At 42.6% G+C, this 24,214-nt stretch carries 17 protein-coding genes; 6 read left to right on the forward strand and 11 right to left on the reverse strand.

All coding sequences use genetic code 11. From position 1 onward, the window contains the following. Positions 1–6: 6 nt before the first annotated feature. On the forward strand, positions 7–1,923 hold the full coding sequence (locus ACRZ9O_RS03980; RefSeq protein WP_459456577.1) for an alpha-amylase family glycosyl hydrolase: 1,917 nt from the start codon (positions 7–9) through the stop codon (positions 1,921–1,923). 78 nt (positions 1,924–2,001) lie between these two features. Here ACRZ9O_RS03980 and ACRZ9O_RS03985 read toward each other — a convergent pair whose 3' ends face one another. Then, positions 2,002–2,892 carry a sugar phosphate isomerase/epimerase family protein gene (locus ACRZ9O_RS03985; RefSeq protein WP_459456579.1) on the reverse strand — a complete coding sequence of 297 codons (891 nt, stop codon included), beginning with the start codon at positions 2,890–2,892 and terminating at the stop codon, positions 2,002–2,004. A gap of 57 nt (positions 2,893–2,949) precedes the next feature. Then, positions 2,950–4,827, reverse strand: coding sequence for an alpha/beta fold hydrolase (locus tag ACRZ9O_RS03990; RefSeq protein WP_459456580.1), 1,878 nt, complete (start codon positions 4,825–4,827; stop codon positions 2,950–2,952). Between the two features lie 68 nt (positions 4,828–4,895). Between ACRZ9O_RS03990 and ACRZ9O_RS03995 the strand changes: the two genes are divergently transcribed. Continuing rightward, on the forward strand, positions 4,896–5,966 hold the full coding sequence (locus ACRZ9O_RS03995; RefSeq protein ID WP_459456582.1) for a Gfo/Idh/MocA family protein: 1,071 nt from the start codon (positions 4,896–4,898) through the stop codon (positions 5,964–5,966). A 246-nt stretch (positions 5,967–6,212) separates the two neighbouring features. Here ACRZ9O_RS03995 and ACRZ9O_RS04000 read toward each other — a convergent pair whose 3' ends face one another. Then, entirely contained in the window at positions 6,213–8,246 is a 2,034-nt protein-coding gene (locus ACRZ9O_RS04000) for a S9 family peptidase (RefSeq protein ID WP_459456584.1), read from the reverse strand. A gap of 57 nt (positions 8,247–8,303) precedes the next feature. On the opposite strand from ACRZ9O_RS04000, the gene ACRZ9O_RS04005 reads away from it, so the two are divergent. Further along, positions 8,304–10,334, forward strand: a complete 2,031-nt coding sequence (locus tag ACRZ9O_RS04005) for a M13 family metallopeptidase (RefSeq protein WP_459456586.1) — start codon at positions 8,304–8,306, stop codon at positions 10,332–10,334. 160 nt (positions 10,335–10,494) lie between these two features. On the opposite strand, the gene ACRZ9O_RS04010 is transcribed toward ACRZ9O_RS04005, so the two are convergent. From ACRZ9O_RS04010 to ACRZ9O_RS04040, 7 genes are read right to left on the reverse strand one after another with little or no spacing between them, the layout of a single operon-like run. Further along, positions 10,495–12,906, reverse strand: a complete 2,412-nt coding sequence (locus ACRZ9O_RS04010) for a S9 family peptidase (RefSeq protein WP_459456588.1) — start codon at positions 12,904–12,906, stop codon at positions 10,495–10,497. A 19-nt stretch (positions 12,907–12,925) separates the two neighbouring features. Further along, positions 12,926–14,227: a gluconate:H+ symporter gene (locus ACRZ9O_RS04015; RefSeq protein WP_459456590.1), complete on the reverse strand. Its 1,302-nt coding sequence runs from the start codon at positions 14,225–14,227 to the stop codon at positions 12,926–12,928. Positions 14,228–14,266: 39 nt separating this feature from the next. Next, positions 14,267–15,136, reverse strand: coding sequence for a sugar phosphate nucleotidyltransferase (locus ACRZ9O_RS04020; RefSeq protein WP_459456592.1), 870 nt, complete (start codon positions 15,134–15,136; stop codon positions 14,267–14,269). After that, complete coding sequence (locus tag ACRZ9O_RS04025; protein ID WP_459456594.1) at positions 15,133–16,188, reverse strand: GHMP family kinase ATP-binding protein; 1,056 nt, start codon at positions 16,186–16,188, stop codon at positions 15,133–15,135. Before ACRZ9O_RS04025 ends, ACRZ9O_RS04020 begins: the two co-directional genes overlap by 4 nt. Position 16,189: 1 nt before the next feature. After that, complete coding sequence (locus ACRZ9O_RS04030; RefSeq protein WP_459456596.1) at positions 16,190–16,579, reverse strand: group III truncated hemoglobin; 390 nt, start codon at positions 16,577–16,579, stop codon at positions 16,190–16,192. Beyond that, the gene (locus tag ACRZ9O_RS04035) at positions 16,579–17,892 is read right to left on the reverse strand and encodes a vanadium-dependent haloperoxidase (protein WP_459456598.1); all 1,314 of its coding nucleotides are present in this window, start codon (positions 17,890–17,892) and stop codon (positions 16,579–16,581) included. Before ACRZ9O_RS04035 ends, ACRZ9O_RS04030 begins: the two co-directional genes overlap by 1 nt. Positions 17,893–17,951: 59 nt before the next feature. After that, positions 17,952–19,115, reverse strand: coding sequence for an NAD(P)/FAD-dependent oxidoreductase (locus tag ACRZ9O_RS04040; protein ID WP_459456600.1), 1,164 nt, complete (start codon positions 19,113–19,115; stop codon positions 17,952–17,954). Between the two features lie 90 nt (positions 19,116–19,205). On the opposite strand from ACRZ9O_RS04040, the gene ACRZ9O_RS04045 reads away from it, so the two are divergent. The 3 genes from ACRZ9O_RS04045 to ACRZ9O_RS04055 are packed head-to-tail and all read left to right on the forward strand — an operon-like array spanning position 19,206 to position 21,494. Then, positions 19,206–19,967, forward strand: coding sequence for an alpha/beta fold hydrolase (locus ACRZ9O_RS04045; RefSeq protein ID WP_459456602.1), 762 nt, complete (start codon positions 19,206–19,208; stop codon positions 19,965–19,967). Between the two features lie 7 nt (positions 19,968–19,974). Beyond that, a complete protein-coding gene (locus ACRZ9O_RS04050; protein WP_459456604.1) occupies positions 19,975–20,613 on the forward strand; it encodes a CBS domain-containing protein in 639 nt (212 codons plus the stop codon). After that, positions 20,613–21,494: an NAD kinase gene (locus ACRZ9O_RS04055; RefSeq protein WP_459456606.1), complete on the forward strand. Its 882-nt coding sequence runs from the start codon at positions 20,613–20,615 to the stop codon at positions 21,492–21,494. Before ACRZ9O_RS04050 ends, ACRZ9O_RS04055 begins: the two co-directional genes overlap by 1 nt. Positions 21,495–21,569: 75 nt before the next feature. Here ACRZ9O_RS04055 and mutS read toward each other — a convergent pair whose 3' ends face one another. Next, a complete protein-coding gene (gene mutS / locus ACRZ9O_RS04060) occupies positions 21,570–24,200 on the reverse strand; it encodes a DNA mismatch repair protein MutS (protein ID WP_459456608.1) in 2,631 nt (876 codons plus the stop codon). Between the last annotated feature and the right edge of the window lie 14 nt (positions 24,201–24,214).

Genomic DNA, 24,214 nt, shown 5'->3' on the forward strand with positions numbered 1-24,214 from the left:
TCAAACGTGTACAATTCCGCTCTTCTAAAACAGGCAAATGCGCTTGTAAAATCATACAAAATAAAAGATGCTGGCTTTCAAGAAAGATTAACAGCGAATCTAGATGATATTCGATCCCATTTCAGTATGATCTATGGGGAGAGTCCATTATTTACCGATTTATTAGAAACCATTTTTCAAGCTTATACAGACCGTAGTCCAGAGCTTAAAAAGCGCGATGAGGTAAAGGCTAGTAAAGAGGAAAATTGGTTTTTGAGCCAAGACTTAGTGGGAATGAGTTTGTATGTAGATCGTTTTGCAGGCAAAATCACAGATTTACCCGCGAAGCTTCCCTATTTAGAGAAATTAGGCGTGAATTTTCTTCATTTGATGCCCTTGTTCAAAAGCCCGGAAGGAGAAAGCGATGGCGGATATGCGGTGGAAGATTTCCGCATGGTGGAGGAGAAATTAGGGACGATCGAAGATTTACGCGAGTTCCAAAAGGCCCTCCAACAAAAAGATATGTATTTGATGATCGACATCGTGTTAAACCACACGTCGCATCACCACGAATGGGCTAAGCTTGCGAAGGCTGGAATCAAAGAATACCAAGACTATTTCTACCTATACGATGACCGTCGCATCCCCGATGCGATGGAGGAATCGATGCCGGAGATTTTCCCTGAAAGCTCTCCTGGTAGTTTTACCTATGACGAAAAGTTAGACAAATGGGTGATGTCAGTTTTTCATCAGTACCAATGGGATTTGAATTATACCAATCCCAAAGTCTTCATTGAAATGCTCGCGAACGTATTTTACTACGCGAACTTAGGGGTGGATGTGGTGCGCATCGATGCACCGGCTTTCATTTGGAAACAAATGGGAACCACTTGCCAAAACTTACCCGAAGCACACCAATTATTGCAATTGATTAAAATGTGCGTGGAGGTGGCTACCCCAGGTATGGCCATTTTAGGCGAGGCAATTGTTGCTCCAGCACAGATTATGGAATATTTTGGAACAGGCCGTTTCGCTACTCATGAATGCGATTTCGCCTATAACGCCACTCAAATGGCTGTTCAATGGGATGCACTCGCCACCGGAGATATCCGTATAATGCACACCGCCCAAAACGAATTAGTACGCAAACCAAAAGGGGCTACCTGGTTAACCTATACCCGTTGCCACGATGATATCGGTTTAGGCTATGACGATTGGATGATCGAGCAATCTGGATTTAATCCCTACGATCACCGATCTTATATCAAAAACTATTACAGCGGCGGCATCGAGTCTCCTGCGACTGGAGCCTTGTTTGCCGTAAATCCAAAAACTCAGGATGCGCGCATTTCAGGTTCTTTAGCCTCTCTCTGTGGATTAGAGAAAGCTATCAACTCGAATAATGCAGCGACTATCCAGACTTCTATCGATAAAATAACGATGATGCAAGCGCAAAGTCTATTTGTGGGTGGCGTCCCTATGTTGTTCTATGGCGATGAGGCAGCCTACACGAATGACTACTCATATTTAAAGGATCCAGGAAAATCATATGATAACCGCTGGATGCACCGCCCGATTATTGATTGGAAGAAAAATGCGTCAGTAGATAAGGCCGATTCTATCGAAAATAAAGTATTCTCGAATCTACAAAAATTGATCAAGCTGCGTAAATCACTGAAAGTGGTGGCTGACTTAAAAAATATTCATTGGTTAGAAGTGCAGAATAGTTCAATCATCGGTTTTGAGCGCTTCCTAGATGGCGAAAAAGTGTATTTCCTATTCAATTTTAGTTCACAGCCTCAAGAGGTGACTTATTATCTGTTAGGTGCGTTCGGCGAACGGGCAACAGCAATGAAAGATTTATGGTCAAACAAAACGCTTCAAATCGGGATGGATCATGAGCATTTGGCTTTTGCGCCGTATCAGTTTTATGTCTTAAAATAAAAAAAACATCCCCTATAGGGGGGATGTTTTTCCAGAATCAAAATTCAATCATTAAACACTAAAAAACCGTTAGGCGGATTATAAAATTGCGTCCAAAGCCTTCTTGCTGATGCGAAGGCTTTCGAAAGCGTCTTTCGGGAAATCGTGTTCTACAAAGAAGTGCTCTAGGCCTCCAGATTTAGCTGCATCAAAAATGCGCTTATAGTTCACCACACCCTCTCCCACTGGAAGAATATTCTTAAATTCTGAGTCGAAATCTTTGATATGGCATAAAGGGAAACGTCCAGGATGTTGTTTGAACAATTCCACTGGATCTGCCCCAGCTTTCGAAGCCCATCCTAAATCCAATTCAAATTTCAATAAGTCGGCAGGTACTTGAGAGGAGAATACGTCGAAAGGTTTTTGGCCTTCTACTGCTTTAAATTCTGCATCGTGGTTATGGTAACAGAACGTAAGTCCTGCTTTCTTCGCCAATTCTCCTGCTTTGTTTAAGGTTTCAACTGCCTGAGCAACTTCTTCCCTTGTATCAATCGGGATATTGGCACATACGAGGTATTTTACACCTGCCTCCGCTGCATTATCCACCGCTTGCTGCGCATCATCGCGCAAATTAACCATCTTAGGGAAACGCGACATATCCATTCCTGGACGAGGTTTCAAAGGGGCTCCCACCACGTGGTGTGAAACCCAATTCAATCCTAAATCTTTGTTCAAGGCCATAAATTCTTTGCCTTTCATCCCATAAAAACCGGGTAACATCGAGAAAGCTGATTCAATCTCCGTATATCCTAGTTCCGCAATCTTCTGCAAATTCCCTTTTACATCTTGGTCAAATTTTCCAAAAAAGGTAAACAACTGAATACCGACCGGACGATTGGTAAACGTTTGTGCAGATAAGAAACGAGGTGCTAAAACGCTAGCGGCCAGAAAAGCGCCAGATTGTTGAAGAAATCTTCTTCTCGAGTTCATAATTGATAAGTTTAGAGGTAACTGAACAAAGTTAATGTATTTTAATGATACAATAATTTATTTTATCCATTTTTCTCCAAAAACCGTCCTAAAGGTCAAATCGCTTGCCTTGATTATTGTATTGTTTTTATGCCACGCAAAGTCGCCTCCATCCTTGTGGCAATCCACATAATACACGCGATGACCCCAATTAAGCACTCGATCACCCGATTGATAGATAGGAGCATCGGCCATATTTTTATCGAACGAACAGTTCAAAAGATAAAACTGAGCCTCCCGGTGGTAGCGCCCTAACTTATAACCCGGATCCCCGATGAACCGACAGTTCTTCAAAACCGTCTTTGCTCCTTGCTCTCCAGATCCATCATGCCAAATCGCCGCACTCGTATTGTGACACACAAAGGTGCAATTCTCAGCTAACGCATAGCCGCGTGGACAATATAAATCCACTCCCCCTTCAATCAAACAATCATTCAAGTAATACATCCCCACATTCTCATCCCATGGACTTACCGTATCACCCCCTCCAGACCGGATGGTGCAATGTTCGAATGACAAACGTGTGGCACCGGGCATCGTACGGACCGCAAATTGATGTCCATCTACTCGCACGATCTTCTCTCCCTCTTTCTCTCCCTTTTCCCTAGGCAAAGCATATTTTTGAACAGTCGTGGTCGTCTCCTTTCCCGCCTCGTTCAAACAGGGAATCGTCACATCCTTCGTCGCCGTGAATCCATATTCATTCACAATGGTCATATTCCGGAATGACAAATCGTGCCCTTTGATATTCAACACTCCAGCACCATAATCATCTGGATTTGAACAACGCCAAATATCCCGCGCAATCGTCTCCCGCAACACCACACCATCCCTGCTTTCCCCCACAAAAGATAGGTGGTGCTTCAATGAATCGATGAATACCTTTTCTTGGTAATTGCCATTTTTGATAAAAATTTCCTGACCAGGACGAGCCACATCTACCGCCGCTTGTATTGTCTTAAAGTCAACACCCACCACGAGTCGCTTGCGCATAAAACGGTCCATCCGTTCGACCACCTGATCGAACCAGTGATTCATTAAAACAAAGGTATGTGGCGAGTTTTCGAAGGTAAAGTATTCTGTATGAATGCCTAAAGCTGTCATTTTTTGTATAAAATCCGTGCGTCCTGCATGCATGCGCTCGACACCAGAATTCAAGAATAGTACAGGCGGATCTCCTTTAGAAACATGGCTCAAAGCTGACGCTTCCTTCCAGATCGCCTCTCCATCTACCTTATTAAAACCGAAATAATGTGTTGCGGCTGAAATTCGCTTGCTATCATCCCCTTCTCCTGATTCTGGATGAATGAAGGCTAGAATTCCATCGATATCAATTACTCCGGCTACTTTTACTCCCTTACCATAGGTATTTTCATCTTGAACAGATCCTAAAAGTGCGGCCATTTGCCCCCCCGCAGAATAACCGGCTACATAAATTTCTCCCACATTCTTGCGCTTCGAAACCCATTGCAAGGCTGCCTGTGCATCTAACATAGCAGCAGGATATAAGGCTTCGGTGGACAAACGGTATTCGACTAAAAAGACCCGATAGCCACGATCCGCTAATGCTTTTGCCAAAGGAATATGCTGAGAACGATGTCCCGTTCGCCAGCCACCGCCATGGAAAAAAACCAACGTAGGCAGCATTCGAGAGGTTGATATCGCATATTCATCTATCGCAAGTTTTCTCGACCCTATAACTTTATAGACTGAACTTTGAACTTTGGACTTTGAACTTTGAAAGTTGGCTAGACGTACTGTTGGATCCTCTTTCAACAAATTCTGCCAGGCCGAATAATTGGCAAAGGAAGTGTCAGGTTTACCCGTAATGCCCGATTTATTTTGAGCTAGAAGGCTCAAAGAACTAAGCATCAATAAAATAAGGAGGTTGCGCATAATTTGTAAAGGCTAAGTTTCGATTATTCTAATCATTCTTCCTAATTTAAGGGTCTAAATCAAGAACTATGAAAAATATACGCGTGCTCGTGGTGGGTTGTGGAAACATGGGAGCCTCTCATGCGAAAGCCTACCAAAACGTAGCAGGTTTCGAAATTTGCGGACTCGTTTCCCCAGGCAATAGTAAAGACGTTTTGAATGAAGCATTAGGTGGGGGCCAAAAGCTCTACAGCGACTATTTCACCGCCCTAGCGGATTCCAAACCAGATGCGGTTTGTATCTCGACCTACCCAGATACCCATGAAGCTTATTCCATTGCAGCCTTAGAAGCGGGGTGCCATGTATTCTTAGAAAAACCAATAGCCGATTCATTGGCTGGCGCCATTCGCGTAGCGGATGCAGTGCAGAAAAGTGGCAAAAAACTAGTCGTAGGCTACATTTTACGCCATCACCCCTCTTGGATCAAGTTCATTGAAATCGCTAAGACGATGGGAAAACCATTAGTCATGCGCATGAACCTAAACCAACAATCCCACGGCTACATGTGGGATGTGCACCGGAATTTGATGAAATCTCTAAGCCCGATCGTCGATTGTGGCGTACATTATATTGATGTGATGTGCCAAATGACACGCTCCAAACCCCTTCGCGTTTCCGCCATTGGCGCGCGAATGACAGAAGATATTCCAGCGGGCAATTATAATTACGGTCAACTTCAGATTCACTTTGAAGACGGATCTGTAGGCTGGTACGAGGCTGGCTGGGGACCTATGATCTCGCAGAATGCGTATTTTGTGAAAGATGTTTTTGGTCCAAAAGGTTCCGTTTCCATTGTGGCTAAAAATGCCGGCGGCGAGGGCAAATCCGATGACGTGGAATCCCACACAAAAACAGAATCGCTACGTGTACACCACGCAGATATTGATGCAAAAAATGAATTTACACGCGAAGACGAATGGGTGAATCTGACCGACGAACCCGATCACCAAGGGCTTTGCGATCGCGAACAGGCCTATTTCCTACAAGCTATAAATGACAATATTGACTTAACAGATCACGTAGAAGACGCAGTGAACAGCTTGCGGATTGCTTTTGCGTGTGATGAGTCGGTGAGGACGGGAGAGATGGTGAGGCTGTAGTCCGGAGGAAGGGAGTCCGAAGTCCGGAGGAAGGGAGTCCGAAGTCCGGAGGAAGGTAGTCCGAAGTTGGAGGAAGGTAGTCCGAAGTTGGAGAGAGACTATTTTATACTCTTTCCCTTCGGACTCATTCCCTTCGGACTATTTCCCTCCGGACTCATTCCCTTCGGACTCTTTCCCTCCGGACTATTTCCCTTCGGACTGTTTAAAATATAAAAAAGGTCTCGATAAAATTTCGAAACCTTTTTTTTATTTTAAATACGTTGCTAACCAGTTCTGAATTTCCGAATAATGGAACTTCGAATTATCTGGATTCAGGATCCAGTGGTTTTCACCTGGAAAGACGATTAACTTGCTTGGAATCTGAAGACGTTGATGGATGCTCCAGTTTTCTAATGTATTGTTAATAGGGACGCGGTAATCATTTTCACCTACCGTTAAAAGCATAGGTGTTTTGAAGTTCGCCGCGAAGCGCATCGGATTTTGTTCTTTCCAGGTTTTGGTAGGTACCCAAGGCGCACCGCCATTCATCAATTCTCTACCCCAAATCACATCTGAAGTCCCCCATTGCGCCTCCGAGTTCACTAAACCGGCATGGGAGATCAAACATTTGTAATGGGACGTAGTTGCTTGCATCCAGTTAGCTAGGTGACCGCCATAAGATGCACCGCCAGCTGCTTGTTTACTGCCATCAATATAGGAGAAGCGCTTTACCGCATCGGCTGCGGCTTCTTGAATTTCTTGGCCTGGACCTTTGAATGGGTCAAACTGAATATCCTGGGCAAATTTCTCGCCATATCCGATGGAACCCGTGTAGTCTGTCATCACAATAACATAACCTGCTGAACCTAAAATATAGGGATTCCAACGGTAGCCAAAGACATCTTTGAATGAACTTGCCGGTCCTCCATGCATCAATACAAATAGCGGATATTTCTTAGATTCATCAAATCCAGTCGGTTTCAATACAACAGAACGAATGTTTTTACCACGAGATGATTTAGTCCAAATCACCTCTGGTTTTTGCAAATCCAATCCAGCCAAAACAGCATCATTTGCCTTTGAAATTGCTTTCAAAGAACTGTTAGCAGAAACCCAAACCTCTGGAGGAGTCATCATGTTCTGGTATTGGTAGGCAAAAACACGTGGATTTGCGGATAAGCTTATTCCTGTAAAGGATCCTGTTTCTGCACCTAAAATTGGCTTGACTGATCCATCAGCCACCGAAATTTCGACTATGCGATCCACCCCCTGATCCTCGATACTGGCGAAGATAGAGGAACCAGCCATTTCCATGTCGTTGATGGGACGATCGAGGGTGGTTGCTAGCTCTTTTTTGGCAGTCATAGAAGTCGCATCAAAACGGTAAATGCGGTTCAAATAATACAATTTATTCCCGTTTGCAGAACCGGTCGCAATCAAGTATTTCCCATCTTCTGTGTATTTCACTGATGAATAATCCGTCTCATCATTCACGAGAGTCGTTTCCTTTCCGCCGGAGATACTGACTGAATAAATATTCGATTTCGAAGATTGATACGCAGTAGTATTGTATTCCGTGGTTGCCGTAAATACTACTGATTTCCCATCAGGGCTGAAATGATAGGATCCTAAACGAAAGCCCGGGGAATTCACTAGGGACACATTCGTCATTAAATTTATAGGTTGTTTTCCTGACATCAAGTCCATCGTAAAGATATGTCCTTGTTTTTCGTCTAACCAAGAGTCCCAATAACGAACAGGAAAGGATTGATAAACGCGTGCTTTAGTCTTGATTTTTTTCTTTTCGTCGGCTAACTTTTTGCTCGCAGAGTCAGTGAAAGCAGAGGGGTAAACACGGCTTGAGAAAATGATGCGAGAGCCATCCGGGGAGAATTTCACCTCACTTACTCCTGTAGAAAGAGTGGTTAGGCGTTGCGCTTCTCCTCCTGCTAAGGGTAAAACGTATAATTGAGGAGCCTCATCGCCATCACGTTTGGCAGTGAAATAAATTTTATCCGAGGTGGATGACCACTGGTAATTATCCTCAGCGCCTTTGGAATTCGTTAATTTTCTAGGCACAAAAGAACCATCCGTTGAAGCTATCCAGAGGTCAGAGGTTTGCTCATCTAGATTATAGGACGTTTCCACCCGAGAATAAATCAGGTGGCGACCGTCAGGTGAAATTTTAGGAGCACCCACTTTTTTGAACTTGACCATGATCTCATGTGACATGGGCTTTTGGCCATTTACAGAGAGGCCTATTGCCAAAAAGCAGGACAGAATCAATAACATTTTTTTCATATCGGTAGTTTAGATTCTTTAAATTAATTAATTTAATGCCACAACAACCTTTTTCAAATGAAAAATAATTACTTACAACTCGTATTAGCTGGCTCTATGCTATTAAGCGGTAGTCTCTATGCACAAGAAAAACCGGGAAAATTCATTGACCGAGATAATATGAATTTCAGTGTAAAAGCTGGGGATGATTTCATGGAATATGCAAATGGTCCATGGATCAGAAAAAATCCGATCCCTGCTAAAGAAACACGTTGGGGAAGTTTTAACCAATTGCGTGATTTCAATATCAATGCGGTTAAATCAATTTTAGAGGGTTTAAAAGGAACAAATGCTGCTCCAGGATCTATTGAAAGAAGAGTCGCTGATTTCTATTCGGCCGCTATGGACAGTGTGACCATCGAAAAATTAGGTTACACGCCTATTCAAGCAGATTTACAACACATCGCAGGTTTAAAATTTAAATCTCAAATCGTAACAGAAATTGCTAGAATGCGTTCAACAGGCGCAGGTTCTCCCTTATTTAGCTTTTACATTGGTCAAGACCGCAAGAATGTAGAGAAAATGGTTCCACAATTAGGCCAAGGTGGCACTTCCCTTCCTGATCGTGATAATTACTTGAAGAATGATCCTAGAAGCTTAAAGATTCAGGAGGCCTTCAAAAAATACGTAACGACCTTATTTACATTAACTGGAACATCAGAAGCACAAGCAAAAGCCAATGCGGAGACTGTCTTCCAATTAGAAAAGAAATTAGCAGAGGCTCAAATGGCTCGCGTAGAGATGCGTGATCCATATAAAACGTACAACAAATTTGCCTTTGCAGATTTCAGCCAAAAGACGCCTGCATTTAATTGGGCTTTGACTTTCCAAGATTTCGGAACATCTGCTCCTGATTCTATCTTAGTGGGTGCACCTAAATTCTTCGAGGCAGCGAACAAGTTATTGATCGAGACTCCGGTTGAAACTTGGAAGACGTATTTAACTTGGAATTTATTGCGTGGTAGCGCTGGGTATTTAAGCTCTCCTTTCGTGAAAGCTAGCTTCGCTCTTTCACAAGTATTATCAGGCCAAAAAGTTCAAACACCAAGATGGCAACGTATGTCCTCTATGACAGACGGTACCTTGGGTGAGTTATTGGGTCAGATTTATGTCGCCAAATACTTCAAGCCTGAGGCGAAAGCGAGAATGGTTGAATTAGTGGCTAACCTACGTAAAGCTTTTGCGGTTCGCATCAATAAATTGGATTGGATGAGCGCGGAGACAAAAGAAAAGGCTTTAGCAAAATTAAATGCCTTTACTCCTAAAATCGGATATCCCGACAAATGGAAGACCTATGATGGTTTAGAAATCAGTGGAACTGAGTTTTATGGAAATGTTCGCCGCGCTGGCGCATGGGGCTTTCAAGAAAACCTGGCACAATTAGGCAAACCAATTGACAGAAGCAAATGGGGTATGACTCCTCCTACGGTAAACGCCTATTACAGCCCAGTAATGAACGAAATCGTATTCCCAGCAGGTATCTTACAATTCCCTTTCTTCGCGGCTGACGCAGATGATGCCATCAACTATGGTGGAATCGGTGCAGTAATCGGACACGAAATGTCACACGGATTTGATGATTCAGGTAGCCAATACGACAAAGATGGAACGCTACGTAACTGGTGGACGAAAGATGATTTAGCTAAGTTCAAGGCTAGAACAGAATTATTAGGCAAGCAATTTGATGCTTATACGGTTCAAGATACCATCCACGTAAACGGTAAATTAACGATGGGAGAAAACATCGGTGATTTAGGTGGATTGAATATGGCTTACGAGGCATTCAAAATGACAAAGCAAGGAAAAGCAACGAAGAAAATCGATGGTTTATCACCTGATCAACGTTTCTTCTTAGCTTGGGCACAAGTTTGGAGAGGTTCATCTCTACCAGAATCAGAAGTACAACAAGTACAAACGGATCCTCACTCACCTAACCAATACCGTACCATCGGTGCTCCTGTAAACATGGATGCTTGGTACAAGGCTTTTGATGTGAAACCGGGAGATAAGTTGTACAAGAAGCCGGAAGATCGGATTAAGATTTGGTAATCTCATTAGAGTAGAGATTATAGAGTATAGAGTAAAGATGGCGGCCCTGCGGGCCGCCTTTCTTTTTAAAGCATAAAGCAAAAAGTATAAAAATGCAGCGTATTTATAGCAAAAGAGGGCGCCCCTGCGGGGCGCCCTCTTTTGCATTATTTTTTTCGTTCTACTTCACGTATTTCTCTAACCATTGGAATTGCTCCCAAAGCATGTGCAATACATTTTCTTTTCCACGGTAGCTGTGGGCCTCGTAAGGAAGATAAACAAAGCGAGTTGTTCCTCCATTACCTTTCAAGGCAGCATACAAACGCTCTGAGTTAATAGGGAATGTACCCGTATTATCGTCTTGCTCGCCATGTACTAATAATATAGGCTCTTTGATTTTATCCGCAAAGCTGAATGGACTCATATCAAAGTACAATTGCGGAGCTTGCCAGTAGGTACGATCTTCATTTTGAAAGCCAAAAGGAGTCAATGTACGGTTGTATGCGCCACTGCGAGCAATACCTGCTTTAAATAAATCCGTGTGAGCAAGTAAATTCGCCGTCATAAAGGCACCATAACTGTGACCACCCACGGCCATACGCTTGCGATCGCCCACACCTAAAGAAACTAAATAATCAATTGCAGCTGAAGCATTTAATCGTAATTGATCCACAAAATTGTCATTCGGTTTTTTCGAAGCATCCGTCGATACAATCGGCATCTCAGCATTATCTAAAATGGCATAGCCTTGAGTCGCGTAGTAAATAGGTGAAGCCCAGCTTAACATTGTAAAACGATCCTTACTTCCGCGAATTTGCGCCGCATCAGCAGCGGAATTAAATTCACGTGGATATGCCCAAATCAATACAGGTAATGGACCATCTTTCTCTTTATTATAGCCTTTAGGTAGATATAAATCACCTGTTAAGTCTACACCATCGGCACGCTTATACTTGATTTTCTCCTTTGTGATACCGACTAAATTAGGGTAAGGATTTTCAAATTGGGTCAAGGCCTTGTCTTGCGCAGGGTTTAATAGGTTCTTGATAAAATAGTTCGGAACTTCTGTCTGAGATTCCTTTCTACTTAAAACAAGTAGTTTATCTGCATCAATCACTTCTTCTACTAGTTCGTAATGACCTGGTTTAGCACGCCAAATGATTTCATTCTTCTTTGTCGTTAAATCAAATTTGGCAATAAAAGGAAGATCCCCTTGATCGGATGATCCTACTGGGTTATTCATCAAAATTTTTGTGCCACCGTCCGTGAATTGAATCACTTCGCGACCTAAGGCATTTTTCGTCAAAACCGGACTTCCTGGATTTTTATAGGCATCTGTTAAATTGCGTTCGTACAAGGCTTCTATCGTTCCATCGGCGGAAGAATAACGGCTCACTTTAGATGTCTGCTTACCACGCAAGACCTCTGTCACTAAAGCCACTTTATTATTTCCCCAAATCACCCCAGCAAAGCGAGTTTTTGTCTTAAATAACTCTTTTGCCTCTTGTGAAAAGGGAGCTGACAAAGAGTAAACCGCATCGTGAAATTCCACTTGCTTTTTTATGTAACCACTATCTAAAGGCATCGCATAAACCAAAGTTGCCGGCTCATCATCCCGCCAATCAAATCCTCGAGGCACGTTTTGGACGTTATCATTTCCCGCTGGAGCACTCTCCGAAGAAGGGAGTTTGGCAATTTCTTTGATTGTTTTTCCGTCCAAATCAAGCACTTTCACCGTCGTTGGAAATCCATAGGCAGGCACAGCGTAAGAAAAAGGTTTCGCTAAAGTACGAGTCAAAATATAGCGTCGGTCTGGAGATAATTGGAATGAATTAAATAGAGAAGGCTCCCCTATTTTCTTGTTTACGCCATTTTTATACACGACTAATTGCGCCTCCGCATAATAGGAGAATAAACTCTCATCGTAAGGGGATTTTATTAAATCCTGAAAAGTCGGTCTCGGTGCCGCCTTCCCCACATTCTGTTGAATCGTAGGTCCTTTAGGCGTAATAGGGCGCTTGGGAGCTCCGGCTGCATCATGCGTCGTTACTTTGTAAAGAATCGTTTGATCGTCTACCCACGTAAACGCGTTTCCTAGAACTTGATTCAAAGGAGCACTATTGATGCGAGTGGCTTTTTTAGAGGCTATATCGATCACATACAAGTCGACTCCATTTACTTCTGTTTGTGCGAAAGCAATTTTAGTTTCCGATGGATTCCAAGAAATGCCTCCTACAGCTAAGTTCTTAGGTAATCCAGTAATGTTCACCTGAGCACCCGTCCGAATCTGCTGCAAGGTAAGGCTGCTGATGGGGCTTTGGCGAGAGGGAGAAAAATTTAAAGGGTTCAAACGAAGTCCGGCTATTTTCATTTCCGGTTGACCTAATTCCTCCACCGTTGGGTATGAATTTCGACCGAGCAATAAGAGATACTCGGCTTTTGAATCTATGCGGACAAGCGGAATAGGTTTTGCCAAAACTAAATCTGCAATCGCTTTTGGTGGCAATTGATACCCTTCGGTATCCTGTGCTCGCAAAGTTACCTGTGTAAAAAATAGGACGCTAAGCGAAACTAAAATGACTGATTTTTTCATATTGATAACTAGTTTTCTTTTATAGAATTTGATTCAAAATCATTACACCCACTAATCCGGAGATAGACACGATTGTTTCCATCAAAGACCAGGACCTGATTGTTTCTTTGACCGTCAGATTAAAGTATTCTTTAAATAGCCAAAAACCCGTATCATTCACGTGAGAGAACATCAAACTTCCCGCGCCGATACTCAATACCATTAGATTAGCATTTACACCGCCCGCTGCCACTAAGGGGTAAATCATTCCGGCCGCCGTTAATCCTGCAATCGTGGCAGACCCAAGGCAAACTCGGATGATTGCAGCCATCATCCAGCCTAAAACCAAGGGATGTATCGGCAATCCACCTAAATAGGAAGCAATTTCTTTACTAACCCCTGAAACAAGGAGAATTTCTTTCAAGGTTCCAGCACCTGCAATAATCAATAAAATCATCGCCACGTCTTTTACTGCCTCGCCATACACATTCATCACCTCTTCGATTTTCTTTCCACGGCGAATCCCTAACACATAAGTAGCCACTAAAATAGCCACCAGCATCACCATCGCTGGATCGGCAATAAATTTTACAACAGGTGAATCAGGTAATTGTACCTCGGCGATGGTGGTTCCTACTAATAGGAATACGGGGAAAAGGGCAGCTACGAAACTAGCAGCTTTCGAAGGCAAGTTCGTTTCGTCCACTTCTGCAGCGGCAAAGGTCTTTAGCGGTTTAATGGGTAGATGAGCTAAGGTTTTGGCAAAAATAGGACCCGCCAAAATAATCGCTGGAATCGCTACGATGATACCCAGCATCAAAGTCTCTCCCATATTCGCATGAAACTGGGCCACTAAAGCCGCAGGAGATGGATGCGGCGGCAAAAATCCATGCGCCACAGACAAGGAGGCCATCATAGGAACCCCCGCCAATAACGGAGGAATCTTATATTGTTGAACTAAGGAGAAAATCAAAGGGATCATCAAGACAAATCCCACATTATAGAACAAAGGAATCCCGATCACGAAACCAGTCAGCATCAGCCCCCAGGTAATATTCGAAAGCCCAAAAAGATCAATTAAGGTACCTGAAATCTGTTTTGCAGCACCAGAAGCAGCCACTAATTTACCCAGCATCGCTCCTAAAACGAGAATGACGACTAAAGATCCGAGCGTATCACCCAACCCTTTTTGGATAGACTTCGCAATATCAGGCAGCGGCAAACCGAAACAAACGCCCGCGAAAATACTCACGAGCAAAAAGGCTATAAACGAATTGACCTTCCAATACGTGATTAACAGTACTAAAAGGCCAAGACTAGCAATTACAATCAATAAAGTCATAGAGTGAATAGGTTATCACTCACAATTTAGCATTAAGCTTTAGAAATCACCATACGTTTCCTCTAAATATTTCTGCATCACTAAGATATCTTCTTTAGAAGTCAAATCAGGCACATTCTCCGCTAATGGAATCGCGAAGAAACCTTTGCCTTCTCCTTCACCGAACATCACCACGGATGTAGGCAATTCTTTTTCGTTGCGGACAGGATGGAATGGTGTTTTTGCCAAATAGGGCAAGAACGTACTCGCCTCGAATACAAACACATTCATGCTTACGCCTAAACGACCTTGTTTCGCCATTAATTCATCTGCCTGTTCTTTTGTCGGCTTCTCGATAATCTCCAATAAATACCCCTCTGCATCCGTACGAATCAAAGCAAAAGCCGAAATACGCTCCTCCGGATACAATAAACTATCGCGGTGATACGAAATTAAAGCCTGAGGGACAGGTGAAGCCCAAAGCGTCTTGAGCGCATTCACCGAATACAGATTATCTGAATTACACACAATCACGCGTCCTGTTTGCCAGTCTGCGTGCTGAGATAAAGCCTGGTACACCGCATCTGCAGTACCCGCTGGCTTTTCACGATCGGCTGCAATTTGTTGGCGAGCAAAGACGATTTTCATCCCCCATGTTGCGTCTTTTGACATTAATGACTCACAATACTCTTGTGAAACGTTATCTGTGGGATGTAAAAGTAGCATCACCTCTTCGATACCTGCTAAGTGCGCGTTGTATAATTGATAATCAATCAAGGTCTTACCATTCTTCCCTACTTGGATCATCCCTTTGGTCACCGCATTCGCCTGTGCCACTAATTTTGGGTCTAAATCACTATTCTCTTCCGCTAAAGCTTTCTTCATGCGAGAGGCCATACCACCCGCTAAAATCAATAATCTCTTCTTCATATAATTTTCGTTGTTCCTTTATCTACTGTTATAATATAGGCCTTGCCTCCCGCTTTTTCGATGGCTTCAACCACTTTTTCAGGGTTCTTAGGCGCATAAGCAAACATGCATCCGCCACCACCAGAACCGTTTATTTTTCCTCCCAAAGCTCCCGCATCCAAAGCCGCCTGCAACATTCGGTTTATCTTGGGCGTAGAAATCCGCTTATGTTCCCGCAAATTTACTTGATGTTCATTTAATAGAGAACCTAATTTTTCATCTGACCAGGCAATTTTCCCTTCAAACATCGCTTTCGCCTCTAACAACAAATCACGATCACTGATATTCGCCTGCAAAAGCACCCATTCATCGTCTGTCAACAAGTCGCGGTATTTCGAAGGATCTTTTTCTGTGGCTAAATCAAAATCCGGGTATTTCTCCTGGATTTTTTTCATCCCACCTAACATCCCAAACTTCACGTGACTCAAAATACCCAGGGTGTCTTTAGGCTCTTCCGAATCCCCTAGAACAAAAGTTCCTAATTCCCTAGCATAGGTTTCTATATTAATTTCCGGCACAGAGGCTAAATAAATTACATTCCCCACAGCCGTCGAATACTGATCCATCATCCCACCAGGCTCTGAAAACTCCAGCACTTCAGCTTCGTAAGTGATTTCGCCTACTTGTTTTTGGGAATAGCCTAAACCATAGATTTCATTCAAGAAATTCACCCAGGAAACGAGTAAGGCGGAAGAACTAGACGTCCCTGAATTGATGGGAATAGCACCGCTCACCGTTAATTCTAATCCTTTATCTAACTGATGCCCTTTCCTGCGCAATACATTTAATACGCTCTTGAAATAGTCGCGTTCTTTTTTGTAGACTAAAGGATAGGTTAACTCAAATGTTTCTTCCGCACCCACGTCCGGCAAGGAAAAATGCACCACATTATCGTCTCTAAAATCCCCTTCAATTTGAATGCGCTTCGAAATTGCCGCTGCAATCACAGGCAATCCTAGATAATCTTGGTGCTCGCCAAAAAGACAAATACGGCCAGGGGTAGATACGATCATCTTATGCAGGGTGTTGAGTTAAATAATCTAGTTTATATGCCCAGGTAGCCGCAATGTTTTCTGCTTTCGTAATAGCCTCTTCCGTCTTAGGCCCTTCGAACAATTCCCTTAAAGTCGCCCTAAACATTTCAAGCCAGCGCTCGAAATGCTCCGGGGTTATAGGGTGAATTTGATTGATCTGCAGATGGGGGCGCATCGGAGCCCCTTGATAGGCCGTGCCTTGAAACAATAACATCTCCCAAAAATCATACATCTTAGGAAGATGTGTAGAAAAATCAACGTGCATCACCTCCATAAAAACCTTTCCCACTAAATCATCTGATGGCATTTTAGCATAAAATGCATCCACAAATGTTTTAATATCCTCCTTAGAAGTGATGTCGTTTTTCATTACTTGGTTTTTACCCTTGCGATTAAATGCTGTGCCACTTTAGACCCTTGAACTAGACCTAAATCCAATGCCGGACGAAAATGAATTCCGCCGTATAAACGAGAAATAGAAGCCTCTTCAGCAGCTTGCTTAAAGGACGTAAATTTACGAGGAGGTAAGCCATAGGGGATCTCTGTAGAATCATTAAATGCCACATTATCACCATATAATTTCGTCAATACAGTCGCTGCCGCACTTGAAATAGTACTATGTCCAGAGGTATATTCTGGGAATGGTGGTGTCTGCAAAATGGGCATCCATTTCTTATCAATACTGTTATTAATAACTGACTCTGGACGAATTCGTATCGAACGGTACTTCTCATCCCAACACGAAATAAATCCGTCAAAAATAGACATCGAAGTCATCACAAAAGCTTCCGCTACTTGCACATGCGACTTCTTTAATTGACGAGAAACCTGACCTACGATTCCTAGCCAATGACCACCAGGAGACATCTTCTTCGTTGCAAACATCGCATGACCAGAAATATTCATTTTAAACGGGTTACAGTCCCAAAAATTGGCAATATCACGCTGCTCATTTGTTAAATTATTGATGGTATTGTAAACCTCCATTACTTCCTTGTGATAAGCAGAGCCGGGAGTTAAATCAAACTTGGAAGGCACTGGAGCCTGAAATTGTGCTGATGAATCCAAGCCTACAGGACGAATCTTCGTCCAATAAGGCTCCACAGCATCCATGTAGGCTGGTGGAGTAGGTGTCCAAGTACCTGGATTATACGTTACGGTATAACGGAAGCCACGCGTCTGTTTGTAATTGTCTTTAGATGCATATTTCATCACCGATTCAGCAATCGAATCCCCTAAAGCAATAGAACGTTCATACACATCATCTGGAATACCCGTAGCTCTGTAATCCTGCTCTAATTTTTTATCAAACTCCTCATACATCTCTTGAGCAAACGTTAATTTTTTACCCACAGACAAAAATGCACGAGTAGAGGCTAAAGGATAGCAATATTCTTTCCCATTTACAGCTTTAGCCACTTTTTCAAACCCGTTGATTTGACCGACTAATGATTTATAGCCTTTTTCCCCCTGAATTGCAGCCTCATAACCTGCGATACTGGCATACATGTAAATACGCGAGGATACTGGAGGAGCAAAAATATCGTGGATGATACTTTCGGTGAGCATAACCTCTGCACGAATTAAGAATTCTGGATTAGAGGCCGCTTTTTGATAGTCCTTATTCGAGCTGGAACAAGCTGCAAATAATAACACGGCGAAGATAAAGGCAATTTTTCTCATGTGAGGTTTGATTAACCTCACAAAGGTACAAAAATCACACGTACTTTATTTGACGAAAATCAGGTTCTGGCCAAAATTTCTTCGGCCGCTTTTCTTCCTGAATACAATGCCCCTTGCAAGGACGGGAATTCTAAATAATCACCTGCTAAAACGATTCCGTTCGAGGATTTTTTAATCGCTTCATAACCATCCACCTGTTGCAAAGAATGCGGAATATCGAAACTGGCAATAAACGTTAATTTCTGCCCTGGCAATTGTTTTTCTAGTGCAGTTTTTACCTCTTTTTCAGAGCTTTCAGTAAGGCTCGTAGCAGAATACAATGATTTCCCCTCAGGTGCTAAACCTGGATTCACATCAGATAAACAGGTAAAATGAAGTAAATGTTCTTCCCCCACAAGACGCAATAAAGCAGGTTGTTTCACTGAAGATTTTGCTGAAAAATAAAAGGTCTTAGAACCCAAAGTGGCTGGTATATCTGCTTTTAAAAGCTTCGCTACCACCGGTAAATCCACCGCTAAAATGACGGCTTCCCCATCGATAACCTCCCCTGTTTTCAGGGTAATACTTTTCGCATCCAAAGCGGTAATTTCTTGATTTAATTTTATTTTATCGGTGGGCAGCCAGGAGGCCATTTGATCCGGAATAGCCTGCATCCCACCAGCAGGAATCGCCGCATTTCCGTACAAAAACTGCTGTAAATAATAGAAAAACAAAGAAGCCGGTTGGGTCAAGCTTTCTTGCAAAAAGACCCCTTGAAAAAAAGGAATCAAGAATTCGTTCTTGAAACGATTAGAAAATGAATAGGATTCGATTAATTCCTGTGTCGTTTGCTTATTACCATCTAAAGCTGACACATCACCTTGCAATCTAAACCAAATTCTAGCCAACGAAAACACATCCCTGAAGGTGAGAATATCGGATGAAAACAATTCAAAAGGCCTACGAAGTGGATTGAAAAATAATTGACCTTTAATCATAGCACCCGATTCAAAGAAGCTCAAATTAAGTGCTGATAGATCTAAAGAACGTTGCACCTCAGGATAAGAGGTTTGCAATACTTGAAAACCACGGTCTAAAATAAATCCATCTTTCATAGTCGATGAAACCCGTCCACCTAAGGTGCCTTGCTTTTCAAACAAAATGAAGTCTGCGTTGTTTTGGTGTAAAATATTGGCTGCTTGCAAACCGGCAATACCACCACCAACAATCAAGATAGGTTTCATAGATAAATTATATTTTTTAAAACACTGCAAAATTAAAATTGTTTAACATTCTTTTTATTAAATTGCAGTTTATAAATACAAAATTCCTGAATGGAGTACCTAATTAAGGCAGAAGGAGAGTACCGATACATCGATGAAGGACAGGGTGAGACCCTATTATTACTTCACGGATTGTTCGGCGCATTAAGCAATTGGGCAGGAGTGATTAATCACTTCAAGTCAAATTACCGGGTCATTATCCCGCTGATGCCTATACATGACATGCCTATTAAGGAGGCTGGCTGCGAAGGATTAACGGAATTCATTGAAGGCTTTGTCGCCTTTAAAGGTTTGAAAACTTTCAGTGTGATAGGTAATTCATTAGGTGGCCATGTCGCGTTGATTTACACCTTGCGTCATCCTGAAAAGATCCAACGTTTGATATTAACAGGCTCATCTGGGCTTTTTGAAAACTCGATGGGCGGCTCTTATCCTAAGCGTGGCAATTATGATTTTATCAAAGAGCGCGTAGAATACACATTTTACGACCCTAAAACTGCGAGTAAAGAATTAGTAGATGAGGTATTCGAAATCACAAATAGCATTCCTAAAGTGATGCGTATAATCGCCATTGCGAAATCTGCTCAGCGTAATAATATGGCCAAAGATATTGTGCACATCAAGGCCCCTACCCTACTGATTTGGGGTTTAAATGATACGATTACACCGCCAGAGGTGGGTCATGAATTCAATCAATTAATTGCTGGCTCTACGCTTCGATTCATTGATAAATGCTGCCATGCTCCCATGATGGAACGTCCATACGAATTTAATACGATATTAACAGAGTGGTTAAATCAAAACCCCGTCTAATATGTTGATGCTATCACACCTAAATTACGATTTACCGGTATTGCGGATGACAGATTCAGTGGCGAAATCACTGAAGACGCTTCGTATCCAAGGTGTAAATGCGTTAGCAGTAGTAGAAAATAAAGACTTCATTGGCCTAGTATCCACCGAAGTTTTAAGTCAGGCTTTATCACCAGAACAATCCCTTTCAGACCTAAAGACTCACTTTTCTACCTTCCGAATGGAAGAGGAAGAGGATGTATTAGCTAGTCTACCTTGGTTCGATGAACCCAGCCTAGATCTAATAGCCATTACGAATGCAGATGGATTGTTTAGAGGTTATTTGACCAAAAATGCAGTAGGAAATCTTCTACTAAATTCAGGCGTTGAAAATAAAAATGGCGGTATTATTCGCATTCCTTTTCAAGCATCACGAGACAGTTTGAGCACAATTATTCGCATCATCGAAGAAGAAAATGGCTTCGTAGTACGCAGTTTTTTTCAAGAGCCTAATTTGGTGCTTCAAGTACAAACAGAGACTTTTGGCAAACTTATTTCCAATCTAGAAAGACACGGTATTTTTATCGAAAAGGCCTTTGTTTTTGGGGAGCAATTAGAAGTAGATCAAGATCGCTTCGATCATTTAATGCGCTTTATCGACTTATAATGAGTGTAAAATTAGCCATTCACGGGAAAACATTTTCGGCTGAGACTAAGCCCTTGATGGAAAAAATGTGGACGGATATTTGTGCTAAAAATTGCCAACCCATCCTATCCGATTTCTTCAAAAATCACCTCCTAGAACACGGTTTCTCGGTGGCGGATGTACCCAGCTATTCAGCTGAAAAGGGACTTGAATCTGTAGACATGGCCTGGAGTATCGGTGGCGACGGTACACTCTTAGAAACATTGACTCAAATAGGTGCAAAAGAAATTCCCATCCTTGGTATCAATACCGGCCGATTGGGTTTTTTAGCAACTTTATCCCCTCCTGAAATTAGCGCAGCATTAGACACCGTTTTGCAGGGAAATTACCGCATCGAAAACAGGAGTCTAGTTTCTGTTGAATCTGAAATCGACTTTTTTGATGGTAAAGGTTTTGGCCTAAATGAAGTAGGAATTATGAAAACCGATACGTCTTCGATGATCACCATCAAGGCATTCGTAGACGGGAACTATTTAAACTCCTATTGGGCAGATGGCCTCATCGTTTCCACTGCCACAGGATCCACTGGTTATTCGCTAGCAGTGGGTGGTCCTTTAGTCATTCCAAGTTCCGATATTTTCATCATTGCACCCATGAGCCCGCACAATTTAAATGTGCGTCCGCTCCTCGTTTCGAGTTCTGCTGTCTTATCGTTTGAAGTAAGTTCTAGAAGCAAAAACTTCCTTATCTCACTTGACTCTCGCTCTAAAGTCATCGACAGTCACTTCAAAATTGAAGTCAAAAAGGCACCATTCTCGGCGAAATTGATTAAAATTCCAGGGGATGATTTCTTGCAGACGTTGAGGAGTAAGTTGAATTGGGGGTTAGATGTTAGAAACTAAGATTAGAGATTATAGAGCATAGATTAGAGATAAATGAATCCTAATCTCTACTCTATACTCTCCTATCTATAATCTTTAAAGCAATCGCTTTAATTCATTAAGTTTAAGCAACGCCTCAATCGGTGACAGCGAATTCACATCTAATTCCTTTAATTGATCCTCGATTTTTTGGAGGCCCTCCGGAATTTCAGCGCCAAAAAGACTCATCTGGTAATTAGCCTTCGGCATCTCTTTCAGCTTGTCGATGTTGTCTTCTAACACGTGATCTTTTTCGAGGTTTTGAAGAATTTCGTGTGCACGCAGCACGAGTGAAGTGGGCATCCCAGCTAATTGAGCGACATGAATACCAAAACTATGTGCACTTCCGCCTGGCAATAATTTGCGCAAGAAGATGATTTTATTCCCTACTTCTTTCACCGAAACGTGGAAGTTTTGGATGCGCGGGAAGTCCTGCGTTAATTCGTTTAATTCGTGGTAGTGGGTGGCAAATAAGGTTTTAGCCCTGTAAGATGGATGATTATGCAAGTGTTCTGCGATCGCCCAAGCCATCGAAACACCGTCATATGTCGAAGTTCCCCGACCGATTTCATCTAATAAAACGAGGGAGCGAGAAGATAAATTATTCAAAATCGCTGCCGTTTCCGTCATCTCAACCATGAAGGTAGACTCGCCTTTAGACAAATTATCTGATGCACCCACACGTGTGAAAACCTTGTCCACTAAACCCAAAGTCGCGGATTCAGCTGGGACATAAGACCCCATCTGAGCGAGCAATACGATCAAGGCGGTTTGACGCAATAGAGCTGATTTACCAGCCATATTGGGACCGGTGATCATCATAATTTGCTGCGTTTTATCGTCTAAATAGATATCGTTGGGTATATAATTTTCGCCTGCGGGCAACTGTTTTTCGATTACGGGATGGCGCCCACCCTTGATATCTATAATTTCTGTTTCGTTCAACGATGGACGAACATAGTTGTTCTTCTTCGCAACAGTAGCAAACGATGCTAAAACATCCAATGTAGCGATTCCTAATGCATTCTGCTGAATCTGAGTTAAATAGCTTAATGTTTCCTGGACTAATTCCTGGAACAGACGGAATTCAATGACAGATATTTTATCCTCCGCGCTCAGAATTTTCTCTTCATACACTTTTAATTCTTCCGTGATGTAACGCTCCGCATTCACTAAAGTCTGCTTGCGAATCCACTCCGATGGAACGCGGTCTTTGTGCGCGTTTGTGACTTCTAAATAATAGCCAAAAACCTTATTATAAGAGACCTTTAATGAGGTGATTCCGGTGCGCTCAATTTCGCGCTTTTGGATATCAGCTAAGAAGTTCTTTCCCGAACTGGAAAGCCCGTGCAATTCATCTAATTCAGCTAAAAAACCAGATTTAATCATGCCTCCTTGGTGCATTAAGACCGGTGGATCTTCGCGCAAAATCGTTTCAATTTTTTCTACTAATTCCGAGCAGGAATCTAGGCTGTTCGCAAGACCTGAAAGACTAGGCGATGTAGACGCTGACAACAAGGTTTTGATCTCCGGAATCTGTTGCAATGCCTTTTTCAAAGCATTTAATTCGCGCGGATTAATGCGACCTGCGGCAACTTTAGAAATCATCCGTTCCACATCTCCGATTGGTTTCAACAATTCAGAAACCTGATCCAATAAACTCGAAGAGACGAGTAACCCTGACACTCCCTCTTGGCGTTGCTCGATGGTTTGTAATTCCTTCAAAGGCAAAACGAGCCATTTGCGAAGCAAGCGCCCCCCCATGGCTGTTAACGTTTGGTCGATGAGTGCAATCAATGGAACTCCACCCTCTTGCGTGGGATGAATTAATTCCAGATTTCGGATGGTAAATCGATCTAACCACACATATTTATCTTCTTCAATACGTTGAATCGAAGAAATATGACCGATGGCACGGTGTTCTGTTTCGGCTAAATAATGTAAAATAACTCCGGCTGATATGATGCCAAGTGGACTATTTTCGATCCCAAAACCCTTCAGATTTTTGGTCTTAAATTGTTGCGTTAAGAGCGGATACGTGAATTCGTGGGTAAAGATCCACTCCTCCATGGTAAAGCTGTGAAATTGTTCTCCAAATGCATCGACAAAGGCGTTGCGGTGTTTCTTAGGATACAAGATCTCGGCTGGCAAGAAACTTTGGACTAATTTCTGAATATAGGCCAAAGGCCCCTGAGAACACATGAATTCCCCCGTCGAAATATCCAATAAGGCGATTCCATAGGTGGACGACTTTTCCTCTAGCGAAATCGCCGCGACGTAATTATTGCGTTTATTATCTAATACTTGGTCGTTAAATGAAACCCCTGGCGTGACTAATTCGGTCACACCGCGCTTCACAATCCCTTTCACGGTTGCCGGATCTTCTAATTGATCACAAATGGCCACACGCTCGCCAGCACGTACTAATTTAGGCAAATAGGTATCCAAGGAATGATGTGGAAAACCTGCTAACTCAGCATCGGCGTTCCCATTATTACGACGCGTCAAAACAATCCCTAAAATTTTAGAGGCTTTCACTGCATCTTGGCCAAAGGTCTCGTAAAAATCCCCTACCCGGAACAATAAAATAGCCCCTGGGTATTTCGCCTTGATTTGATTAAACTGCCTTGAAAGTGGCGTTTCCCCCTTTTTCAATGGCTCCTCTCCGTTGTCTGCTTTCCGTGCCAAATATTTCTAGTCTA

The sequence above is a fragment of the Aquirufa sp. HETE-40SA genome, assembly GCF_054558635.1.